General features: G+C 71.8%; 21 protein-coding genes, 4 tRNA genes and 1 other RNA gene. 7 read left to right on the top strand and 19 right to left on the bottom strand.

Annotation, left to right across the window (positions count from 1 at the left end):
* Positions 1-308: 308 nt before the first annotated feature.
* The 4 genes from D0Y53_RS09445 to dnaX form a co-directional block, all read right to left on the bottom strand.
* On the bottom strand, positions 309-656 hold the full coding sequence (locus D0Y53_RS09445; protein ID WP_117202968.1) for a histidine triad nucleotide-binding protein: 348 nt from the start codon (positions 654-656) through the stop codon (positions 309-311).
* A gap of 74 nt (positions 657-730) precedes the next feature.
* On the bottom strand, positions 731-1351 hold the full coding sequence (recR, locus tag D0Y53_RS09440) for a recombination mediator RecR (RefSeq protein ID WP_117203011.1): 621 nt from the start codon (positions 1349-1351) through the stop codon (positions 731-733).
* A gap of 151 nt (positions 1352-1502) precedes the next feature.
* Positions 1503-1829, bottom strand: a complete 327-nt coding sequence (locus tag D0Y53_RS09435) for a YbaB/EbfC family nucleoid-associated protein (protein WP_117202967.1) — start codon at positions 1827-1829, stop codon at positions 1503-1505.
* Between the two features lie 6 nt (positions 1830-1835).
* Positions 1836-3644 carry a DNA polymerase III subunit gamma/tau gene (gene dnaX / locus D0Y53_RS09430; RefSeq protein WP_117202966.1) on the bottom strand — a complete coding sequence of 603 codons (1809 nt, stop codon included), beginning with the start codon at positions 3642-3644 and terminating at the stop codon, positions 1836-1838.
* A gap of 125 nt (positions 3645-3769) precedes the next feature.
* On the opposite strand from dnaX, the gene D0Y53_RS09425 reads away from it, so the two are divergent.
* Both D0Y53_RS09425 and ffs read left to right on the top strand, forming a co-directional pair.
* Positions 3770-3862, top strand: a tRNA-Ser gene (locus D0Y53_RS09425).
* Positions 3863-3957: 95 nt separating this feature from the next.
* An RNA gene (gene ffs, locus D0Y53_RS09420) (signal recognition particle sRNA small type) lies at positions 3958-4054 on the top strand.
* Positions 4055-4295: 241 nt separating this feature from the next.
* On the opposite strand, the gene D0Y53_RS09415 is transcribed toward ffs, so the two are convergent.
* Genes D0Y53_RS09415 through D0Y53_RS09390 form a run of 6 tightly spaced genes read right to left on the bottom strand, consistent with a single transcriptional unit; the run spans position 4296 to position 8063 of the window.
* The gene (locus D0Y53_RS09415; protein WP_117202965.1) at positions 4296-4736 is read right to left on the bottom strand and encodes a molybdenum cofactor biosynthesis protein MoaE; all 441 of its coding nucleotides are present in this window, start codon (positions 4734-4736) and stop codon (positions 4296-4298) included.
* Between the two features lies 1 nt (position 4737).
* Positions 4738-4977, bottom strand: coding sequence for a molybdopterin converting factor subunit 1 (moaD, locus tag D0Y53_RS09410; RefSeq protein WP_117202964.1), 240 nt, complete (start codon positions 4975-4977; stop codon positions 4738-4740).
* Positions 4977-5498 carry a cyclic pyranopterin monophosphate synthase MoaC gene (gene moaC, locus D0Y53_RS09405; protein WP_117202963.1) on the bottom strand — a complete coding sequence of 174 codons (522 nt, stop codon included), beginning with the start codon at positions 5496-5498 and terminating at the stop codon, positions 4977-4979. Before moaC ends, moaD begins: the two co-directional genes overlap by 1 nt.
* On the bottom strand, positions 5498-6535 hold the full coding sequence (moaA, locus tag D0Y53_RS09400; protein WP_117202962.1) for a GTP 3',8-cyclase MoaA: 1038 nt from the start codon (positions 6533-6535) through the stop codon (positions 5498-5500). Before moaA ends, moaC begins: the two co-directional genes overlap by 1 nt.
* Positions 6532-7302 carry an MBL fold metallo-hydrolase gene (locus D0Y53_RS09395; RefSeq protein WP_117202961.1) on the bottom strand — a complete coding sequence of 257 codons (771 nt, stop codon included), beginning with the start codon at positions 7300-7302 and terminating at the stop codon, positions 6532-6534. The genes moaA and D0Y53_RS09395 overlap by 4 nt, the downstream gene beginning before the upstream one ends.
* Positions 7302-8063 carry a 3-deoxy-D-manno-octulosonic acid kinase gene (locus tag D0Y53_RS09390; protein ID WP_117202960.1) on the bottom strand — a complete coding sequence of 254 codons (762 nt, stop codon included), beginning with the start codon at positions 8061-8063 and terminating at the stop codon, positions 7302-7304. Before D0Y53_RS09390 ends, D0Y53_RS09395 begins: the two co-directional genes overlap by 1 nt.
* A 19-nt stretch (positions 8064-8082) precedes the next feature.
* Between D0Y53_RS09390 and D0Y53_RS09385 the strand changes: the two genes are divergently transcribed.
* Complete coding sequence (locus D0Y53_RS09385) at positions 8083-9153, top strand: glycosyltransferase family 9 protein (protein WP_233511732.1); 1071 nt, start codon at positions 8083-8085, stop codon at positions 9151-9153.
* An 84-nt stretch (positions 9154-9237) separates the two neighbouring features.
* On the opposite strand, the gene D0Y53_RS09380 is transcribed toward D0Y53_RS09385, so the two are convergent.
* Both D0Y53_RS09380 and D0Y53_RS09375 read right to left on the bottom strand, forming a co-directional pair.
* On the bottom strand, positions 9238-9645 hold the full coding sequence (locus tag D0Y53_RS09380) for a DUF6165 family protein (protein ID WP_117202959.1): 408 nt from the start codon (positions 9643-9645) through the stop codon (positions 9238-9240).
* A gap of 238 nt (positions 9646-9883) precedes the next feature.
* A tRNA-Ser gene (locus tag D0Y53_RS09375) sits at positions 9884-9973 on the bottom strand.
* 169 nt (positions 9974-10142) lie between these two features.
* Here D0Y53_RS09375 and D0Y53_RS09370 point away from each other — a divergent pair.
* Entirely contained in the window at positions 10143-10847 is a 705-nt protein-coding gene (locus D0Y53_RS09370; RefSeq protein WP_117202958.1) for a PP2C family protein-serine/threonine phosphatase, read from the top strand.
* Between the two features lie 35 nt (positions 10848-10882).
* Here the strand turns inward: D0Y53_RS09370 and dnaQ are convergent, their stop codons facing one another.
* From dnaQ to D0Y53_RS09355, 3 genes are read right to left on the bottom strand one after another with little or no spacing between them, the layout of a single operon-like run.
* Complete coding sequence (dnaQ, locus tag D0Y53_RS09365; protein WP_117202957.1) at positions 10883-11611, bottom strand: DNA polymerase III subunit epsilon; 729 nt, start codon at positions 11609-11611, stop codon at positions 10883-10885.
* A gap of 10 nt (positions 11612-11621) precedes the next feature.
* Positions 11622-12134 carry a ribonuclease HI gene (rnhA, locus tag D0Y53_RS09360; RefSeq protein ID WP_117202956.1) on the bottom strand — a complete coding sequence of 171 codons (513 nt, stop codon included), beginning with the start codon at positions 12132-12134 and terminating at the stop codon, positions 11622-11624.
* Positions 12131-12793 carry a methyltransferase domain-containing protein gene (locus D0Y53_RS09355; RefSeq protein ID WP_117203009.1) on the bottom strand — a complete coding sequence of 221 codons (663 nt, stop codon included), beginning with the start codon at positions 12791-12793 and terminating at the stop codon, positions 12131-12133. Before D0Y53_RS09355 ends, rnhA begins: the two co-directional genes overlap by 4 nt.
* Positions 12794-12825: 32 nt before the next feature.
* Between D0Y53_RS09355 and gloB the strand changes: the two genes are divergently transcribed.
* The 3 genes from gloB to D0Y53_RS09340 are packed head-to-tail and all read left to right on the top strand — an operon-like array spanning position 12826 to position 15618.
* Complete coding sequence (gloB, locus tag D0Y53_RS09350; protein ID WP_117202955.1) at positions 12826-13590, top strand: hydroxyacylglutathione hydrolase; 765 nt, start codon at positions 12826-12828, stop codon at positions 13588-13590.
* A complete protein-coding gene (locus D0Y53_RS09345; RefSeq protein ID WP_233511731.1) occupies positions 13587-14801 on the top strand; it encodes a lytic transglycosylase domain-containing protein in 1215 nt (404 codons plus the stop codon). The genes gloB and D0Y53_RS09345 overlap by 4 nt, the downstream gene beginning before the upstream one ends.
* A 28-nt stretch (positions 14802-14829) precedes the next feature.
* Entirely contained in the window at positions 14830-15618 is a 789-nt protein-coding gene (locus tag D0Y53_RS09340) for an enoyl-ACP reductase FabI (RefSeq protein ID WP_117203007.1), read from the top strand.
* Between the two features lie 103 nt (positions 15619-15721).
* Here the strand turns inward: D0Y53_RS09340 and D0Y53_RS09335 are convergent, their stop codons facing one another.
* The 4 genes from D0Y53_RS09335 to D0Y53_RS09320 all read right to left on the bottom strand — a co-directional run bounded on the left by D0Y53_RS09335 (position 15722) and on the right by D0Y53_RS09320 (position 19268).
* The gene (locus D0Y53_RS09335) at positions 15722-17701 is read right to left on the bottom strand and encodes a peptidyl-prolyl cis-trans isomerase (RefSeq protein ID WP_117202954.1); all 1980 of its coding nucleotides are present in this window, start codon (positions 17699-17701) and stop codon (positions 15722-15724) included.
* A gap of 736 nt (positions 17702-18437) precedes the next feature.
* Positions 18438-18514, bottom strand: a tRNA-Asp gene (locus D0Y53_RS09330).
* Between the two features lie 140 nt (positions 18515-18654).
* Positions 18655-18729 (bottom strand) — tRNA-Val (locus tag D0Y53_RS09325).
* 266 nt (positions 18730-18995) lie between these two features.
* A complete protein-coding gene (locus D0Y53_RS09320; RefSeq protein ID WP_117202953.1) occupies positions 18996-19268 on the bottom strand; it encodes an HU family DNA-binding protein in 273 nt (90 codons plus the stop codon).
* Positions 19269-19364 lie beyond the last annotated feature (96 nt).

Below are 19364 nucleotides of genomic sequence, written 5' to 3'. Positions count from 1 at the left end.
TCCTGTCTTTAAGCCGGGTCGTGGACCATCCATGGTCCCCCAGCCCGCCGGCCGGCGACTTGGCGAGCGTGGAGTCTGTCGCTTCGGGTGGCTCTTTTTTACAAGCGCCAACTCACTTGCCAGAAGCCGGTGGCCCGGCCTGTGCAGGACCGTCGGCGGCATGGATGCCGCCGAGGAGCCTACAGGGACGTATTCACGGCGTGTCCCGCACAGGCCGGGCCATCGGCTTCCCCTCGCAGGGTTCCCGCACTCGGGAGAAGAATCCAAAAACCGGTGCGGCTGTTGCTCCTGCCATCCCCCAATCCCGGCTACGGCGTGCCGAAGCGTCCCAGCGGCGCGCCCGCCAGCAGGTGCAGGTGGATCTGGAACACCGTCTGCCCGCCATGGTCGTTGCAGTTCATCACGATCCGGTAGCCGTCCGCGGCGTAGCCCTCGCGCCGGGCGTAAGCGGCCGCCGCCAGCGCCAGCCGGCCGACGATCCCGGCCTGCGACGGCTGCAGGTCGTCGAGCGTGGCGATGTCGACGGTCTTGGGCACGAACAGTATGTGCACCGGCGCCTGCGGGGCGATGTCGCGGAATCCGATCACATGCTCGTCCTCGAACACGATGTCGGCCGGAAGCTCGCGGCGGATGATCTTGTGGAAGATGGTGTCCATGGCCTCGGAATCCGGTTGCGGGAGCGATATCGGGAAACGGATGGTAACGCTGGATTCCGCCGCAGCCGGAACCGCTAGTCGCGCCTGCCCGCACCCGGCTCCGGCGGCATCTCGCTGCGGCTGCCGAAGGCGTGCGACAGCGTGCCGCGGTCGACGTATTCCAGCTCGCCGCCCAGCGGCACGCCGTGGGCGAGCCGGCTCGGGCGCACGCCGTGGCGCCGCGCCAGCTGCGCCAGGTAATGCGCGGTGGCTTCGCCCTCGACCGTCGGGTTGGTGGCGATGATCAGCTCGCGCACCTCGCCCTCGGCGAGCCGCTCGGCCAGCGTATCCAGGCCGAGTTCGCGCGGGCCGATGCCGTCGAGCGGGCTCAGGCGGCCCTGCAGCACGAAGTACAGGCCGCGATACCCGGTGGCCTGCTCGATCGCCAGCCGGTCGGCCGGGGATTCCACCGCGCACAGTGTCTGCGCGTCGCGCGCGCTGCTGGCGCAGGTCGCGCACAGCGTGCTCTCGCTGAAATCGCGGCAGCGCGCGCAGTGGCCGATGCGCTCGACCGCGGCGGCCAGCGTTTCGGCCAGGCGGCGCCCGCCTTCGCGCTCGCGTTCGAGCACGTGGTAGGCCATGCGTTGCGCGGTCTTCTGGCCGACGCCGGGCAGCACCCGGAAGGCTTCGATCAACTGCTCGAGCAGGGAGCTCATCGCGGCGCCGGGGCCGCGCGCGCGGGCGCGCTGGCGGGGCATGCCGGCGTTGCGCCGCGCCCCCGGGCGCCGCTGGCGCTGTTCGCTGCCGCCTGCGGCTTGGCGGCAACGCCTGCCCCGGAGCCGGGCCGGAGGCGTCGCGGCATCGGCATCAGAACAGCCCCGGCAGCTTCATTCCCGGCGGCAGCGGCAAGCCCGCGGTCGCCGCGCCGAGCTTCTCCTGCGAGGCGGCATTGGCCTTGTTGACCGCGTCGTTGAACGCCGCGGCGATCAGGTCCTCGGCCATTTCCGGATCGGCCAGCACCGCCGGATCGATGCGCACCTTGCGGCACTCCATGCGTCCGCTCAGGACGACCTCGACCATGCCGCCGCCGGCGTTGCCGGTGACCTCCAGGCGCGCCAGTTCCTCCTGCGCGCGCTGCATGTTCTCCTGCATCTTCTGCGCCTGCTGCATGAGCTGGGCGATGTTTCCGCGCATGGCTGCCTACTCGTCGAAAGGGCGGATGGAATCGGGCACGAGCTGCGCGCCGTGCTGCCGGATCAGCTGCTGCACGCCGGGGTCGGCCAGGAACGCGGCCTCGGCCGCTTCCTGGCGGGCGTCGCGCTCACGCGCACTGCGCTGGTGCAGCGTCTCGACGCTTGCCGCAGCGACCTCGAACCGGATCTGCGGCACGCCGCCCAGCGCCGGCGCCAGCGCCTGCGCCAGCGTCTTCGTCGATGCCGGCGACTGCAGCAGTTCGTCGCCCGGCAGCAGCGCCAGCCGCAGCACGCCATCGGCGTAGGCGACGAACGCGGCGTGCGCGGCGAGTTCCCGGGCCGGCCCCCTGAGGTCGCTGCCGGCCACCAACCGCAGCCAGCCGTCGGCGTCGAGCGTTCCCGGCGACGCCGGCCCCGACGACGCCGGCCCCGACGAAGCAGGTTTCGGCGGCACCTGTCGCGACGGCTCCGGCGCTGCAGGCTCCGATGCCATCGGCGCCGACGACGCGTGCGCGGACGACGCACGCGCCGTCGAGACGTGCTCCGCCGAGGCGTGCTCTGCCGGCGCCGGCTCGGCAATGCGCATGGGGGCCGGACGTGCGGGCGCGGCGCGGGCCGGACGCGCCGGCGCCGCCTCGGCGAGCGCGGCTTTCGCCGCCGCGGCGCCGCTGATCCGCGGCGCGGCGTCACCGCCCGCCACCGATGCCGACGGCGCGCCCGCCGCGGCCGGACGGAACGCCAGCATCCGCAGCACGCCCATCTCGAAGCCGGCGCGCGGGCTGGGCGCCAGCGACAGGTCGCGGCGCGCGTTCAGCGCCATCTGGTACCACAGCTGCACCAACTCCGGGCGCAGCCGCGATGCCAGCGTATCGAGATCGATGCCGCCGTCCTCGACCGCCGCCTGCGGCACCAGCTGCCGCACCTGCAGCCGGTGCAGGGCGTCGGCCAGCGCGTCCAGCACCCCGCTCCAGTCCGGCGAGAATTCGGCCAGGGCGGCGACCTCGTCCAGCAGCGCGGCGCCGTCGCCGTCGGCCAGCGCCGCCAGCAGCGCGCCGACCCGGCTGCGGTCGACGGTGCCCAGCATGGCGGCGACCGCGGCGTCCTCGAGTTTGCCGCCGCCGCTGCCGGCACCGGTATAGGCGATCGCCTGGTCGAGCAGCGACAACCCGTCGCGCAGGCTGCCGTCGGCACCCCGGGCGAGTTGCCGGATCGCACCGGGCTCGGCATCGATGCCCTCGGCCGCGAGGATCTTCGCGATCTGCCCGGCGATCTGGTCCTCGTCCAGGCGCTTGAGGTTGAACTGCAGGCAACGCGACAGCACCGTGACCAGCAGCTTTTCCGGGTCGGTGGTCGCGAACAGGAACTTGACGTGCTCCGGCGGCTCCTCGAGCGTCTTCAGCAGCGCGTTGAACGCCGGCTTGGACAGCATGTGCACCTCGTCGATCAGGTACACCTTGTAGCGCCCGCGCGAGGGCATGTACTGCGCGTTCTCGATCAGGTCGCGGACGTCGTCCACGCCGGTGTTGGAGGCCGCGTCGATCTCCAGCAGGTCGATGTAGCGGCCGGCGTCGATCGCCTGGCAGGTCTCGCACTCGCCGCAGGGCTCGGCCGAAGTGCCGCGCTCGCAGTTCAGCGATTTGGCGAAGATCCGGGCGATGGTGGTCTTGCCGACGCCGCGGGTGCCGGTGAACAGGAACGCATGGTGGACGCGGCCCGAATCCAGCGCATTGGTCAGCGCCCGCACCACATGCTCCTGCCCGACCAGCTCGGAAAACCGCTTCGGGCGCCACTTGCGGGCGAGGACGAGATAGGACATGCGGGCATTCTGCCGCGCCGCGGGAAAATTTGCCCGCCCGCTCCCGCGACGCCCGCCAGCGCGCCTTCCGGGGCGATGGCGGGTTGTTGTGGGGGTATGGAGCCGCCGCTACAATGCGCGGTCCCGGAGAGGTGTCCGAGTGGTTGAAGGAGCACGCCTGGAAAGTGTGTAGGCGGCTAAACACCGCCTCGGGGGTTCGAATCCCCCTCTCTCCGCCAGTTACTGTCCCTTGCATGCGCCCGCACCTCCCGGTGCGGCCCTTCGCAAAAGCCGCCGGTTGCACGGGTGGTGTTTCAACGTTTCCATGGTGGCCCCGTCGGCCCCTCGCGACGCTAGTTCGAAAACCCCGCCAGGGCCGGAAGGCAGCAACGGTATCGAGCGATGCGGGCGCCGAGGTCAGCCGGCGGGGCCATCGCCATTTCCAATGCTGCGCATTGGCAATCCCATGATTTGCAGCCGCAAATCATGGGTCCCGGCTTCGTACCTCCAATTTCCCCGCGGCTGTCGGCGCGCCCCCTTTTACTAAAAGGGGGCTTCCCACCAGAAGGTTCGCGGCGATCCGGTTTGGTGGCGTGCGGCGGCGCGGCGATCATCCAGCCGGATCGTCCCTACCTCCGGACGGATGCACCACAGGCTTGCGGTGCGCGGCGATTACCCGGCAGGTGGATTCCCGTCGCCGGGCGGGTGCAGCCAGCCGGCGTCGCCGTCGGCGTAGCGCTCGTGCTTCCAGATCGGGACGCGCGACTTCACCTCGTCGATGATGTAGCGGCAGGCGGCGAAGGCGGCGTCGCGATGCGCGGCGCTGACCCCGACCCAGACCGCCAGCTCGCCGATGGCCAGGTCGCCGACGCGGTGCACGCAATGCGCGTCGAGGATGTCGAACTTCGCCAGCGCTTCGGCCAGGATTGCCTCGCCCTCGGCCTGCGCCAGCGCCGCGTAAGCCTCGTAGCGCAGGCCGTCCACGGCGCGGCCCTCGTTGTCGTTGCGCACCCAGCCCTCGAAGCTGGCGTAGCCGCCCACGCGCGCATCCAGCAGGTCCGCGCGCAGGCTGGCGGTATCGAACGGCGTGTCGGCCAGACGGAAGCGTGCCATGTCAGCCGCCCGACACCGGCGGGATGAAGGCGATCTCGCTGCCCTCGCGCAGCGCCGCGTCCCAGTCCGCGAACGCGCCGTCCACCGCCACTCGCAAGCGCGCGGCCGGCAACGCGAATCCGTGACGCGCCTGCAGCGCCGCGTACAGCGCGCGCAGATCCGCCGCCTGCGTGTCCAGGGTTTCCTCGGCCCGGCCCGCGGCGTCGCGCAGGCTGGCGAAATACAGCAGTTTGACCCGCATCAGTCCGTCGCTCCGAAATCGTGCCTGCCGCCGCGCTTGCCCAGCAGCCGCGCCGGGCCGAGCACGATCGCGTGCGACAGCGCCTTGCACATGTCGTACACCGTCAGCGCCGCCACCGTGGCGCCGGTCAGCGCCTCCATCTCCACGCCGGTGCGGTGGGTGGTGCGCACCGCACATTCGATCCGCAGTTCGCGCTCGCCGTGCCAGGCGATCGCGATCCGGCAGCCGTCGATCGGCAGCGGGTGGCAGAACGGAATCAGCTCGTGGGTGCGCTTCACCGCCAGGGTGCCGGCGACGATCGCGGTCTCGACGATCCCGCCCTTGGCGCTCTTCAGGCCGCTGGCGTGCAGCTGCGCGGCGACCGCCGCCGGAAAGCGCACGCGACACTCGGCCACGGCCGTGCGCGCCGTCACCGCCTTGGCCGAAACATCGACCATCGCCGGCCGGCCGTCGGGGTCGATGTGGGTCAAGCTCCGGGGCGGGACCTTCGCCTTCGTCGTCGCCTTCGTCGTCGTTTTCATCAGCCGCCTACCAGATACATTTCGACATGTTGCCGCGGCGTCGAGGCCTGGTTGCGGATCTCGCTGTAGCGGTCCTCGCGCCCGCGCCACAATGCGGCGACGCGCTGCACCAGGGCGGCCTCGCCCTGGCGCAGGGCCGGGCGCAAATCGCTGCCGCTGCCCGCGAACAGGCAGGTGTAGAGCTTGCCGTCGGCCGAGACCCGGGCGCGGTGGCAGTCGCCGCAGAACGGCGCGCTGACCGAGCTCACGAAGCCGATCTCGCCGCCGCCGTCGACGCAGGCGTAGCGTGCGGCGACCTCGCCGCGGTAATGGGGATCCAGCGGCCGCAGCGGCCAGCGTGCGTGGATGCGGTCGCGCAATTCCGCCGACGGCACCACCCGCGCGCGCTCCCAGCCGTTGCAGGTGCCCACGTCCATGTATTCGATGAAGCGCACGACATGGCCGTGCGCGCGCGCGAACGCGACCAGCGGCAGCACTTGCCCGTCGTTGACGCCGCGCTGCACCACGCAGTTGAGCTTGAGCGGCGCGAACCCTGCGGCCTGCGCGGCGGCGATGCCGGCCAGCACGTCCTGGAGGCGGCCGCGGCCGCCCGACAACGCCCGGAACAGCTCCGGTTCCAGCGCATCCAGGCTCACCGTCAGGCGCCCGAGGCCGGCGGCGCGCAAGGCTTGCGCCTGCGGCGCCAGCAGCGCGCCGTTGGTGGTCAGGGCCAGGTCGTCCAGGCCGGGAATCGCCGCCAGCCGCGCTACCAGTTCCGGCAGGCGCTTGCGCAGCAGCGGCTCGCCGCCGGTCAGGCGCAGCTTGCTCACGCCCAGGCGCACGAAGCCGCGCACCAGGGTTTCGATCTCGTCGAAGGACAGCCGCGCGCTCGCGTCCAGGCCATGGTCCTCGGCGATGCGATCGGCCGGCATGCAGTACGGGCAACGGAAATTGCAGGCTTCGATCAGCGACAGCCGCAGGTCGCGCAGCGGCCGTCCGCGCAGGTCGCGCGGCGGCGTTTGCGGCACCGGCGGGGCCGCATGCGGCTGCGGGCTCATGCCGGCCGCTCCGCGTCGGCGGACTCGCCCGGCAACGGCGGTCGCAGCGGTACCACCTCCCCGGGCTGGGCGACGCGATGGCCGGCAGCGGCAAGGGTCGCGCCTTCGGCGACGCTGCCGTAGTGGTAGAGCAGGCAGCGCGCCAGCAGTTCCGGCGGGTATTCGCGCTGCAGGTCGTCGATACCGCTGTGCGAGGGGTTGCCGTGCAGCGCGCAATCGTGGGCGACCAGTTCGCCGGCGGCGGCGTGGCAGGCCAGCATCTCCGGGATCGGCCGGGTGTCGCCGGTCCACACCAGGGCGCCGCGCAGGCGCAGGCCGAAAGCGGTCTGCGGCCAGTGGTGGCGCACCGGGAACACGTCCAGCCGCAGCCCGTCGTGCCAGAAGTGGTCCCCGACCGGGACCAGCCGGAACGCATCCCAGAAGTTGACGCCGCCCTCGGCCACGACATTGGGGTAATCGGCCACCCGCCGGTGCAGCAACGGCACCAATGGCGCCGGCACGTACAGGCGGGTGACGTCGCCGCCGCGGGCCTCGAAGAAGTTGGCGCCGAACAGCCGCTCGAACCCGGCGACATGGTCCAGATGCGTATGGGTGACGAACAGCGCCCGCGGCACCGCGCCGTAATGCGCCAGGTACGCGGTCAGGCCCTCGCCGCCGCAGTCGATCGTCAGCCACGGCCGGCCGTCGCGCTCGATCGTGGCCATCGCCGAACCCAGCTCGACCGCGCCGGAATTGCCGACGCCGTGGAAGCGCAGTGCCCAGGCCATCAGATGCCGCGCTCCCAGGTCGCGTCGTAGGCCGCACGCAGACGGGCGAAATCGCGCCTGACCGCGGCCGGATCGCGCGCGCCGCGCAGCTTCAGCAGCGAGCGCTGCAGGCGGGCCAGGTTGCGCATGCGCCAGGCGGTGTCGGGAATCCGCAAGCGGCCCTTGTCGAAGTCGATCAGCCAGCCCTGCCCGGTGGGGTCGAACAGGATGTTGTGCGCGTTGAGGTCGGCATGGTCGAGTCCGGCGCGGTGGAAGCGGGCGACGAGGCGCCCGGTTTCCTCCCACGGCGCGTCCTGCGCCGCAACCGCGGCGCGCTCGGCCAGCGAATGCACGCCGAGCAGGCGCTCGACCAGGATCGCGGCGCGATAGCTGGCGCCGTGGCGGCGGTAGCAGGCGGCGATCGGCCGGGGGACCGGCAAGCCGCGGTCGTGCAGGCTGCGCCCGAGGCGGAACTCGACGAAGCTGCGCACGCGGTCGGCGCCGTGCCACAGGTAGCCGTCGCGGCTGACCCTGGCCGCCCAGCCGCCGCGCAGGTAGTGCCGCAGCACCGCCGGGCCGAACGGCCCGTCGACGAACCAGGCGCCGCCGCGACCGCCGCTGGTCACCGGTCGCGCGCGTTCGCCCCAGTAGGCGGGCACGAACCACTGCGGCTCGACTTGCTGCAGGCGCCGGGTGTCGAACAGAATCGCGCCATAGCCGCCGGCGCGCTCCTCGCCAAGCTCGAAAGGCGTCAGGCTCTCGCTGGCGTCGAATGCGACCATCCAGCGAGTCTAGCAACCCTTGCCTTCCGCAACCGCCCCGCGTACCGCCCCCGCCCCGCCGGCCTCGATCTGCCTGTTGCGGCTGTCGGCGCTGGGCGACGTCACCCATGTCGTGCCGTTGCTGCGCACGCTGCGCGCGGCCTGGCCCGAGGTGGCGCTGAGCTGGGTGATCGGCCGCGGCGAACACCGCCTGCTCGCGGGCCTGCCCGGGGTCGAGTTCGTCGAGTACGACAAGCGCTCCGGGCTGGCGGGCATGCTGGCGCTGCGGCGGCACTGGGCCGGCCGGCGTTTCGATGCGTTGCTGCAGTTGCAGGTCGCCGCGCGCGCCAACCTGCTGTCGGCCTGCATCCCGGCGCGGCGGCGGATCGGCTACGACCGCGCGCGCTCGAAAGACCTGCACGGCCTATTCGTCAACGAGCGCATCCCCGCGCGCCCGGGCAGCCACGTGCTCGACGCCATCGGCAGCTTCTGCGAACCGCTGGGCCTGCGCCAGGAAAAGGTGGTCTGGGACCTGCCGGTGCCGGCCGCGGCGCACGCCTGGGCGCGGGCGCAATGGCCGCGCGACGGCGTGCGCACGCTGCTGCTCTCGCCCTGCTCCAGCCATGCCCGCCGCAACTGGCGCGCCGAGCGCTACGCCGCGGTCGCCGACCACGCCGCCGCCCGCGGCTGGCGGGTGGTGCTGTGCGGCGGCCGCAGCGCGCCCGAGCGCGACACCGCCGACGCGATCCTCGCCGCGATGCGCGCACCGGCACTGGACCTGGTCGGCAAGGACACGCTCGAGCAGCTGCCGGCGCTGCTGGCGCGCGCGGACCTGGTGCTGACGCCCGACTCGGGCCCGATGCACATCGCCAACGCCATGGGCGCCAAGGTGCTGGGCCTGCACGCGGCCAGCAACCCGGCGCGCAGCGGGCCGTATTCGGACCGGCGCTACTGCGTGGACCGCTACGACGATGCCGCGCGCAGATACCTCCACAAGCCGGCCCAGGCGCTGAAATGGGGCACGAAGATCGAATTCGACGGGGTGATGGACCTGGTCACCGTCGCCGACGCCATCGCCGCCTTCGAGCGCCGCGTCGCCGACCTGGCCTGAGTGCCGGCGGACTGCGCGCCGGCCGGCTGAAGTCCGGACCCGGGCCCGGCGGCGCCCCGGGATGCCCGGACACGGACGGCCGCCCTAGGGCGCGGGACCGGTGCGGTAGTCCTGATACGACTTTTCCTCGACATAGGTCGAGCCCAGCGCGAGGTTGATGGCTTTCTTGATCCGCGCCCGCTCGTCGTTTTCGACGTAGACGCTGCGCGCCAGGCGGATGAATTCGGCATCGAAGGCCTGCGCCTTTTCCTTGATCCGGATCTCGTCCTCGATCCCCCACAGGCGCTCGTTGACCGCCTTCAGCCGCGCGCGCAGGTCGGCGATGTCGCCGCTGGCGGCCGGGTGCGCCAGCCAGGTCCTTTCCAGCGCCGACAGCTCGTTGCGGACGTTGGCGAGCTTGTCCGGGTCGGTCATGCGCTCGGACTTGATCTGCAGGATCGCGATCTTGTCGAGCAGTTCGCCGTAGGAGACGGGGACGAGGAGTTCGGACATGGGGGATTCCGGGTGACGGGCAGGCGGGCAGTTTAGCGGCGACGCCGGCGGGCAGCAGCCGTGGCGGCTGCGGTGCGCCCGACGGGTGTCGGCGGCGCGCGGGGCCGGTTTCATGCGTCGGGCCGGGGGCCGGCGCCGACCGGGATCGTGCGCCGAACCGCCCTGGAAGCGCAGGTCCCGGCGCAGGTCGCCCTTGTCGGACATGAAAAACGGGCCGCGCGGGCCCGTTTCTCATGTCTGGCGGAGAGGGTGGGATTCGAACCCACGGTGCGCTTGCACGCACGCCTGATTTCGAGTCAGGTACATTCGACCACTCTGCCACCTCTCCGGTGGTCGCGGCGCCTCCCGCAGGACGGGAGGGCCGCAGATGATACGGGGCCGGCCGGCGGCGGCACAAGCCATATCGTGCCCGCGGCGCACGTGGCGGTTGCCGCGCGGCCGCCCTGCCACGATGATTCCGTTACTCGCAGGAGACCTTAGCTGACGATGCGGCCGGCATGATCGAATTCGGACACCTGACCCATGTCGGCCTGCGGCGCGAGCTGAACGAGGACACCTATTACGGCGACAGCGACCTCGGCCTGTGGCTGGTGGCCGACGGCATGGGCGGACACGAGTACGGCGAAGTCGCCAGCGCCCTCGCCCGCGAGACGATCGTGCGCGAGGTGCGCGGCGGCGCGTCGCTGGCGCAGGCGATCCGGGTCGCCGACGAAGAGATCATCCGCGCCTCCAGGCAGCGCAACGATGCCCTGCCGATGGGCACCACCGTGGTCGCGGCGCGGGTCGACGGCAGCCGGTTCGAGGTCGCCTGGGTCGGCGACAGCCGCGTCTACCTGTGGCGCGACGGCCAGCTGGCGCAACTGTCGCAGGACCACAGCTACGTGCAGGAGCTGATCAGCCAGGGCGCGATCAGCGTCGAGCAGGCGCGCAGCCACCCGCACCGCAACGTGGTCACCCAGGCGCTGGGCGTGACCGACCCGCAGAACCTCAACGTCGAGACCATGGCCGGCGACCTGCGCCCGGGGATGCAGCTGCTGCTGTGCAGCGACGGCCTCACCGAGGAAGTGGACGACGGCAGCATCTCGCAGGTGCTGGCGCATACCGAATGCAGCGCGCAGGAGTGCGTCGACGGGCTGGTGGCCGCGGCGCTGGACGGCGGCGGCTCGGACAACGTCACCGTGGTGCTGGTGCGCCGGCACTGACGCCGGCGGGCGCCGCGGTTGCGCGGTGCCCGTGGCTAGGCCGGGACCGGTTCGGCCGCAGCCGGCTCCGCGTCCCAGACCGTGCGCCCGGCCTTGCGTCGCAATTGCGCCAGCCGGGCCTCGTGCGCCCGCAGCTCGTCCGCCAGTACCTGCACGCGCGGCCGCGGGCCGGCGCCGCCGGGCACCATCAGCTGCGCGGCCGCGACCGCGGCGGCCGGCGCCGGGCTGTCGAAGCCGATTTCGCCCTGGCCCGCGGTCAGCGCCAGGTAGGCCTCGGCCAGCAACTGCGCGTCCAGCAGCGCGCCGTGCAGCTGCCGGTGCGAATTGTCCACGCCCAGGCGCCGGCACAGCGCGTCCAGCGAATTGCGCTGGCCGGGGTAACGCTGGCGCGCCAGCTCCAGCGAATCCTCCACCGTGCAACGCGCGCGGATACTGCCGTAATCCGGGCCCAGTCGCGCCAGCTCGGCATCCAGGAAGCCGAGGTCGAAAGCGGCGTTGTGGATCACCAGCACGGCGCCGTCGATGAAGGCGAGGAACTCGTCGACCACGTCGGCGAACTTCGGCTTGCCGGCGAGGAATTCCCGGGTCAGCCCGGTGACCTCCTGCGCGCCGGGCTCGAACTCGCGCTCCGGATCGAGGTACTGCTGGAACGTACGCCCGGTCGGGCGCCGCTCCAGCAGTTCCACGCAGCCGATCTCGACGATGCGGTTGCCCTTGTCCCAGGACAGGCCGGTGGTTTCGGTATCGAGCACGATCTGTCTCACGCGGCCGGCCTCATGCGCGGGTCGTCTCCTTGAACTTGATCGCCTGCGTGCGCGCCAGCTGGTCGACGCGCTCGTTGTCGGGATCGCCGCTATGGCCCTTGACCCAGCGCCAGCGGATCCGGTGGCGCGCGCTGGCCGCGTGCAGGCGCTCCCACAGGTCGCGGTTCTTGACCGGGGCGCCGCCGGCGGTCTTCCAGTTGCGCCGCAGCCAGTTCGGCAGCCATTCGGTGATGCCCTGGCGCACGTACTGCGAATCGGTGTGCAGGGTGACGTCGCAGGCTTCGCTGAGGGTTTCCAGGGCGACGATCGCGGCCATCAGTTCCATGCGGTTGTTGGTGGTCAGCGGCTCGCCGCCGGCGAGCTCGCGCTCGCGGCCACGGTAACGCAGCAATGCGGCCCAGCCGCCGGGACCGGGGTTGCCCAGGCAGGCGCCATCGGTGTGCACGTCCACCTGTTTCGCAGGCGCCGGGGCATCGGCGGCGGCCGGGGCGGCAGCCGCCCTGCCGGTGGCGGCCGCGGTCATGCCGCGGGGATTCCGCCGCCGATCCGCAGCGGCGCGCGCGTGCGCAGCGGCGTCAGCGGAATCTCGCGCTTCTCTGCGCGCAGCAGCCAGGCGGCGCGCAGGCCGGGGCCGGGCTGCAGGTCCGCCTCGGCCCGGATCCGCCAGCGCGGCCCGAGTCCGCGCGAGACCGGCTCCGGCTGCAGGCCCGCGGCGCGCAGGCGGCGGCGCCAAGGCATGGGTTCGGAGGCGCCCACGCCGTTGCCGCTCCAGCGCCAGCGGTAAGGCGACAGCGGATTCAGGGCGAACAGCCACAGCCGGCCGCCGGGGACCAGGATGCGGGCGCACTCGCGCAGCAGCGTCGCGCCGTCGCGGCCGCCGGCGACGACGTGCTGGACCACGACCGTGGCCACCGACTCGTTGGCCAGCGGCAGCGGCAGGGCGCAGCGGACGGCTCCGTGCCAGCCGTCGTCGGCGCGGGCCTGCAGCCGCAGCCCGTGGCTTGGCAGGGCGGTCGCCAGGGTTCCGGCATCCGGCGCCAGCCACAGCCAGTACTGCCCGGGGCGCTCGAGCAGGGCCGTGTGGACGCTGGCGAGCTCGCTGTCCAGCAGCGCCCGGCCCGGCGCCGTGACGAACCAGTCACGGGAACTGTCGGGTTGACCGGTCGGGGAAGGCAGGGGCATGGTCGCCATTCTAGACGGCCCGGACCCCGCCGATGCGCCTGCTGCCGCTGCCCGCCTTCGCCGACAACTACATCTGGACACTGACCGACGACAGCGGCGCGCTGGTGGTGGATCCGGGCGACGCCACGCCGGTGCTGGCCGCGGCCGACGCCGGGCTGCGGCCGGTCGCGGTGCTGCTGACCCACCACCATCCCGACCACATCGGCGGCATGGCCGCGCTGTTGCAGCGCTGGCCGCAGCTGCGCGTCTTCGCCCCCGACGACGGACGCATCGCGCTGGCCGCCTGCACCCGGGTCGGCGACGGCGACCGGGTCGCCGTGGGCGACTGGGAGTTCCAGGTGCTCGCCGTTCCCGGCCATACCGTGAGCCACATCGCATTTTTCGGCCACGGCCTCTTGTTTTGCGGCGATACCCTCTTCAGTCTCGGCTGCGGCCGGCTGTTCGAGGGCACCCCGGCGCAGATGCTGGCCTCGCTCGACCGGCTGGCCGCCCTCCCCGCCGACACCCGCGTGTGCTGCGGGCACGAATACACCCTGGCCAACGCCGCCTTCGCGCGCGTGGTCGACCCCGACAACCCGGCCCTGCGCCGACGCACCGAGGACGCCACTGCCATGCGCCAGCACGGACACCCCACCCTGCCGAGCACCCTCGCCGGGGAATGCGCGGCCAACCCGTTCCTGCGCGTGGACGCCCCGGCCTTGCGCGCGGCGGTGGCGGGCAGGCTCGGGCGCGAGCCGCGCGACCGGGTCGAGGTCTTCGCCGAATTGCGGCGCTGGAAAGACGGATTCCGCGCGTGAAGGGCGCGGCGACGGCGCTCGCATTGCTGGCGGCGCTGGCGGCGAGCTTGCCGGCAACCGCCACCGAACCGGCCGCACAACCGGTTGCGGAATCGGCCGCGCAGCTCCCGGCCACCCGCAGCGGCCTGGACATCTACGCACGCTTTCGCGAAGGCCTGGCCGACCCGAGCTGCGACAAGGACAGCAGCAGCCCGCGCTGGCGCCGGCATTTCGCCGCCGCGCCGCAGCGCATGACCGCGCACGACGACGACGTGCTGGCGCTGTTCGGCTACGTGGTGGACGCGCTGCGCGAGGCCAGCCTGCCGACCGAGTACGCATTGATCCCGTTCGTGGAAAGCGGCTACCGGCCCGGTGCGCGCAGCCGCGGCGGCCCGGCCGGGATGTGGCAGATGATCGCGGTCACCGCGCGCAACCACCATGTGCCGATCCTCCCCGGCTACGACGGCCGCCTGTCGCCGGTGGAGTCGACCCGGGCCGCGGTGCGCTATCTCAAGACCCTGCACGGCATGTTCGCCGGCGACTGGCGCCTGGCGGTGATGGCCTACAACGCCGGCGAGTACCGCGTGTTCGGCGCCCTGCGCCGCAGCGGTCAGGTCGCGCGCGACGCCGATGTCGAAAAACTGACCGGCCTGTCCGGCATCACCCGCGCCTACGTACGCAAGCTGCATGCCCTGTCGTGCCTGCTCGACCGCGCCGACGACCGCGAACAATGGCTGCAGGCGCTCGATCGCCCGGTGCCGGTGCTCGAGGCCGTGGCATTGCCGCCGCAGGCCACCAGCCTCGAAGCCTGGGCGCGCACGCATGGCCGCGACAGTGCGGCCGTGCGCCGCCTCAATCCCGCGTTCGCCGGCGGCCGCATCGCCCGCGGCAGCCGCGCCCAGCGCGTGCTGGCACCGGCGCCGCACGCGGGTCCCGCGACCGCCCACGCTGCTACCGACCCGATTCCGGCAGCCGACCGCGCCGGGAGCCGGCCCGAAGCGGCCGCCGCGACCTCTCCCGTCGGCACCGACCCCGCCGCCGCGCCGCGCACCCACACCGTCGCCCGCGGCGAATCGGCCTGGAGCATCGCCCACCGCCATGGCTTGGGCACCGCGGCCCTGCTCGCGCGCAACGGCCTGTCGGCGCGCAGCGTGCTGCGCCCGGGCATGGTGCTGTTGCTCGACGCGCCGACGCCCGTGCCTAGCCCGGAAGCCGCGACGCAGGCACACTAGCCGCCTGTTTCGCAGAATGGACGACACCATGGGATTCCTGCAGGGCAAGCGCGCGCTGATCACCGGCATCGCCAGCCAGCGCTCGATCGCCAACGGCATCGCCGAGGCGATGCACCGCCAGGGCGCCGAACTGGCACTCACCTACCAGAACGACAAGCTGCGCTCGCGGGTCGAGGACGCCGCCACCGAGTACGGCGCCAAGATCGTGCTGCCGCTGGACGTGTCTTCCGACGCGCAGATCGACGCCTGCTTCGCCGAACTGGGCCAGCACTGGACCGAGGGCTTCGACATCCTCGTGCACTGCATCGCCTACGCCCCGCGCGAGGCGATCGGCGGCGACTTCCTGGACGGGCTGACGCGCGAGAACTTCGCCATCGCCCAGGACATCTCCGCCTACTCGCTGGCGGCGCTGGCCAAGGCGGCGCGGCCGCAGATGCGCGGCCGCAACGGCGCCATCCTCACCCTGACCTATCTCGGCGCGATCCGCGCGCTGCAGAACTACAACGTGATGGGCGTGGCCAAGGCCAGCCTGGAATCGACCATGCGCTACCTCGCGCTCAACCTGGGGCCCGAGGGCACCCGCGTCAACGCGATCTCGGCCGGGCCGATCAAGACCCTGGCCGCCTCCGGCGTGGGCAATTTCCGCAAGATGCTCGGGCAGTTCGAAGCCGCCGCGCCGCTGCGCCGCAACATCACCATCGAGGACGTCGGCAACACCGCCGCGTTCCTGTGCTCGGACCTGGCCGCCGGCATCACCGGCGAGGTCACCTACGTGGATGCCGGTTTCAGCATCGTCGGCATGACCGGGATCGAATAAACGTCACGCGCGCCGTGCACCCGCCCGGCGGCGGCGACAGACGAAAAAGCCCGGCGCGAAGCCGGGCTTTTTTGCTGCACGCGATCGCCGCCGGACCGCGCGGCTACAGCCGGCTTTCCTCGACCCGGATCCGCACCCGGCTGCGCAGCGCCTTCACCAGCGCGCGGACATCGTCGTTGCCGGCCACCTGCGCCAGTTGCTGCTGCAACGCCGCGCGCTGCGCCGCGGTGGCTTCTGCTGGATCGCCCGGGACCACCTTGCTCACGGCAAACACCACGATCCGGCCGTCCTCGAGCACCGCCTTGCCGGGACTGACCTTGCCCGGCGCCGGCGCCGGCACCGCAAACATGGCCTCGGCCGCGGCGGCATCGGGCACCGGCGTGCCGCGCGGCAGGCCGGGCACGTCGCTGGTCGCCAGTTGCCGGGCCGCCGCGACCTCGGCCAGCGGCTTGCCGTCGCGCACCGCCGCCAGCATGGCATCGGCCTGCCGGGCCGCGGCCCGGGCGGCGCGATCGGCGCGGATCGCGGCGACCACCTGCTCGCGGACCTGCGCCAGCGGCAAGGCGCGCTCGGTCGTGTGCGCCACCACCCGGATCAGCACGCTGTGCATCGGCCCGAGCTCGATCGGGTCGCTGACAGTGCCGTCCTGGATCAGCGCCTCGGAAAAGGCTGCGCGCTGCACCGCAGGATTGGCCGCGATACCCGCGCCCCGCCCGCGCGCCAGCGGCCCGAGTTTCTGCACCGGCAGGTTGGCCGCCCGCGCCGCCGGCGCCAGCGTCATCGGATTCTTGTAGACCTGATCGACGAGCTTGCCGGTCAACGCGTTGAACTGGCGTTCGCGGTCGGCATCCAGTTGCTCGGCGGCCAGTTGCTCGCGCACCTGCTCGAACGGCACCCGGCTGCCCGCCTTGACCTCGCGCAGCTGGATCACGTGCCAGCCGAACTCAGTCTTGACCGGGCCGACGACCTCGCCCGGCCGCATCGCGAACAACGCCTCCTCGAACGGCTTGGCCATCATGTCCTTGCCGACCCAGCCCAGATCGCCGCCGGCGGCCTTGGAGCCGGCGTCGTCGGATTCGGCCCGCGCCAGCGCGGCGAAATCCGCGCCCGGCTGCTTTGCCTGCGCGGCGATCTTCCCGGCCCGGGCCTGCGCCGCTTGCTGCGCGGCGGCGTCGGCGCCGGCGGGCACCTCGACCAGGATGTGCGAGGCCAGCCGTTCCTCGGCCTGGGTGTAACGCGCCTGTTCCTGCTCGTAGCGCTGGCGCAGCGCCGCCTCGTCGGCGGCCGGCGGCGGCGGCAGGCGGCTGCCATCGATATCCACGTATTCCAGCGTCACCGTTTCCGGGGCGCGATAGACCGCCGCGTGGCTGTCGTACCAGCGCTGGACTTCCGCGGCCCCGACCGCACCGGTATCGGGCGCCGGCGCCGGCATCACCGCGAAGGCGACGTCGCGGCGCTCGCCGAGCAGGCGCAGCAGGCGGTCGACCTCGGACGGGGTCGCGAACGCGGTTTCGATGATCTGGCTCGGGATCAGCGACTGCTGCAGGTCCTCGCGCACCAGTTGCTCGAACTGGCGCGGGCTGCGCGCCGGCACCTGCGAGGCGAGCGTGAGCTGGTACTGCTGCGGATTGAACTTGCCGTCGACCTGGAACGCCGGGATGCTCTGGATGGTGGCGCGCACCTGGGCGTCGCCGACCACGATGCCGGCGTCCTCGGCCAGCATCCGCAGCAGGCGCTGGTCGATCATCTGCTCGAGCACGCGGCGCTTGTTTTCCGGCTTCCCGAATTCGTCCGTGTCGAACGCGTCGCCCTGCGCCTGCCTTTGCGACTGGCGCTCGCGCTCGAAGGCGTTGCGGAATTCCTCCGCGTCGATCTCCTCGTGCTGCCACAGCATCGATACCGGCCAGTACGAAGGCGCCGACGGCCACCAGGCCGGGGGCTGGGAGATGCGCGCAGCGTAGGTTTCCACGTTCTGCTGCATGTACGACTCCATCCCGAAGAACAGCGCGAACGGGATGATGAACAAGGTCATCAGCGCGATGGCCAGTTTGCTGGAGGACAGCTTGCGGATTTTCTCGAGCATGTGGATGCGCTTGCAGGGCGTAAGCGGCTAAGTCTACCCCGTTACGCCCGCACAGCCCCAATCCGCGCGGCCCCGACGGGGCAAGAAGAGTCTCTTCTCCCGAGTGCGGAAACCCCCGCGAGGGAAAGCCGGCGGCCCGGCCTGTGCGGGGACACGCCGTAAACACTCTCCCGTAGCCTGTGGCTTGGCCGATGCAGCGCAAGCCGTAAATACATGGTCCAAGTGCGGGAACTTCTGCGGGGGAAGCCGGTGGCCCGGCCCGTGCGGGACACGCCGTGAATACGTCCCTGTAGGCTCCTCGGCGGCATCCATGCCGCCGACGGTCCCGCACGGGCCGGGCCACCGGCTTCCGGGCAAGTAAGTTGGCGCTTGCAGAAAAAACCATCCGAAGCGACGAACCTCCAGGCTCGCGAAGTCGCCGCCCGGCGGGCTGGGGGTGCGGAGAGTGGACCATGGAGGGTCCACGGCCCGACTTAAAGACAGGAGGTCGTCAGGAGGGCGCAGCACCCCCAGCCCGCCGGGCGGCGACTCCTGCCGAAGCCGATCTCCCGAGTACAGACCATGACGCGACGTCAGGCCAGGCATAACCCGCGCCCCGACTTGAATGCAGGATGCCGTCAGGAGGGCGTGCCACCCTCGGGCCGCCGTGCGGCGACTCCTTCCCGAGTCCGATCGCGAATCCCGGAGAGGGGAGATGGCCAAAAAAGAAGGCACCGTTGCCGGTGCCTGGGAAAAATGGCGGAGTGGACGGGACTCGAACCCGCGACCTCCGGCGTGACAGGCCAGCATTCTAACCAACTGAACTACCACTCCGCTGAGCCGCGGGATGATACAGAGGCCCCATCCTCTTCGCAACAGACCGCGCCGCGCGGGCGCCGTTGCCGGGGATCCCGACCCGCAACCGCCGGGCACCGCCGCTGCCCTTGCGCCGCACAAGGCGCGACCGCCGTCGCTGGTGGGTGCTGAGGGGTTCGAACCCCCGACCCTCTCCGTGTAAAGGAGACGCTCTACCGCTGAGCTAAGCACCCGCTGCTAAACAATAACGCACTCGCGCGCAGCGCGAGAATCACTCCCCCTCGCCCCGCGCGGCGGGGAGAGGGTACGGGGTGAGGGGCACGGGGCGAGGAACCATGCGATGAGGGCACGTGCGAAGAGCCGCCCCTCATCCGCCCTTCGGGCACCTTCCCCCCGCAGAGCGGAGAGAAGGAGATGCGGGCTTCACTGCGCATCACGACACCCCGCAACAAAAAGCCCGGCTTGTCGCCGGGCTTCTGCACCACATGTCACGCGCGGCTCAGTTCACCGCATCCTTCAGCGCCTTGCCGGGCTTGAAGGCGGGATTCTTCGAAGCCGCGATCTTGATTTCCTCGCCGGTCCGCGGATTGCGGCCGGTGCGGGCACCGCGCTTGCGCACGTCGAACGTACCGAAGCCGACCAGGGTGACGGTGTCGCCCTTCTTCAGCGCCCTGGTGATGGAGGCGATCATCGCATCGACCGCGCGACCGGCGTCGGCCTTGGACAGTTCGGCGGCATCGGCCACGGCTTCGATGAATTCGGCTTTGTTCATTGATTGACTCCCTGTGCGGATCGTTCGACCGCTGGATAAGGTAACCGGGGTCCCCGCTGCGGCGTTGCGCAGGCTGCCCGGTCGAGCATGCCGCGA

Origin of the sequence: Cognatiluteimonas weifangensis (assembly GCF_003416885.1) — a bacterium.
GTDB classification, from domain to species: Bacteria; Pseudomonadota; Gammaproteobacteria; order Xanthomonadales; family Xanthomonadaceae; genus Cognatiluteimonas; species Cognatiluteimonas weifangensis.
The sequence above is the reverse complement of the archived record's forward strand: the minus strand, read 5'-3'. Positions and strand labels throughout refer to the sequence as shown.

Excerpts from the sequence above, each read along its gene's own strand:
- D0Y53_RS09445 (WP_117202968.1), bottom strand. The coding sequence starts at position 656 with ATGGACACCATCTTCCACAAGATCATCCGCCGCGAGCTTCCGGCCGAC.
- recR (WP_117203011.1), bottom strand. The coding sequence starts at position 1,351 with ATGAGCTCCCTGCTCGAGCAGTTGATCGAAGCCTTCCGGGTGCTGCCC.
- D0Y53_RS09435 (WP_117202967.1), bottom strand. The coding sequence starts at position 1,829 with ATGCGCGGAAACATCGCCCAGCTCATGCAGCAGGCGCAGAAGATGCAG.
- dnaX (WP_117202966.1), bottom strand. The coding sequence starts at position 3,644 with ATGTCCTATCTCGTCCTCGCCCGCAAGTGGCGCCCGAAGCGGTTTTCC.
- D0Y53_RS09415 (WP_117202965.1), bottom strand. The coding sequence starts at position 4,736 with ATGGCACGCTTCCGTCTGGCCGACACGCCGTTCGATACCGCCAGCCTG.
- moaD (WP_117202964.1), bottom strand. The coding sequence starts at position 4,977 with ATGCGGGTCAAACTGCTGTATTTCGCCAGCCTGCGCGACGCCGCGGGC.
- moaC (WP_117202963.1), bottom strand. The coding sequence starts at position 5,498 with ATGAAAACGACGACGAAGGCGACGACGAAGGCGAAGGTCCCGCCCCGG.
- moaA (WP_117202962.1), bottom strand. The coding sequence starts at position 6,535 with ATGAGCCCGCAGCCGCATGCGGCCCCGCCGGTGCCGCAAACGCCGCCG.
- D0Y53_RS09395 (WP_117202961.1), bottom strand. The coding sequence starts at position 7,302 with ATGGCCTGGGCACTGCGCTTCCACGGCGTCGGCAATTCCGGCGCGGTC.
- D0Y53_RS09390 (WP_117202960.1), bottom strand. The coding sequence starts at position 8,063 with ATGGTCGCATTCGACGCCAGCGAGAGCCTGACGCCTTTCGAGCTTGGC.
- D0Y53_RS09380 (WP_117202959.1), bottom strand. The coding sequence starts at position 9,645 with ATGTCCGAACTCCTCGTCCCCGTCTCCTACGGCGAACTGCTCGACAAG.
- D0Y53_RS09370 (WP_117202958.1), top strand. The coding sequence starts at position 10,143 with ATGATCGAATTCGGACACCTGACCCATGTCGGCCTGCGGCGCGAGCTG.
- rnhA (WP_117202956.1), bottom strand. The coding sequence starts at position 12,134 with ATGACCGCGGCCGCCACCGGCAGGGCGGCTGCCGCCCCGGCCGCCGCC.
- D0Y53_RS09355 (WP_117203009.1), bottom strand. The coding sequence starts at position 12,793 with ATGCCCCTGCCTTCCCCGACCGGTCAACCCGACAGTTCCCGTGACTGG.
- gloB (WP_117202955.1), top strand. The coding sequence starts at position 12,826 with ATGCGCCTGCTGCCGCTGCCCGCCTTCGCCGACAACTACATCTGGACA.
- D0Y53_RS09340 (WP_117203007.1), top strand. The coding sequence starts at position 14,830 with ATGGGATTCCTGCAGGGCAAGCGCGCGCTGATCACCGGCATCGCCAGC.
- D0Y53_RS09335 (WP_117202954.1), bottom strand. The coding sequence starts at position 17,701 with ATGCTCGAGAAAATCCGCAAGCTGTCCTCCAGCAAACTGGCCATCGCG.
- D0Y53_RS09320 (WP_117202953.1), bottom strand. The coding sequence starts at position 19,268 with ATGAACAAAGCCGAATTCATCGAAGCCGTGGCCGATGCCGCCGAACTG.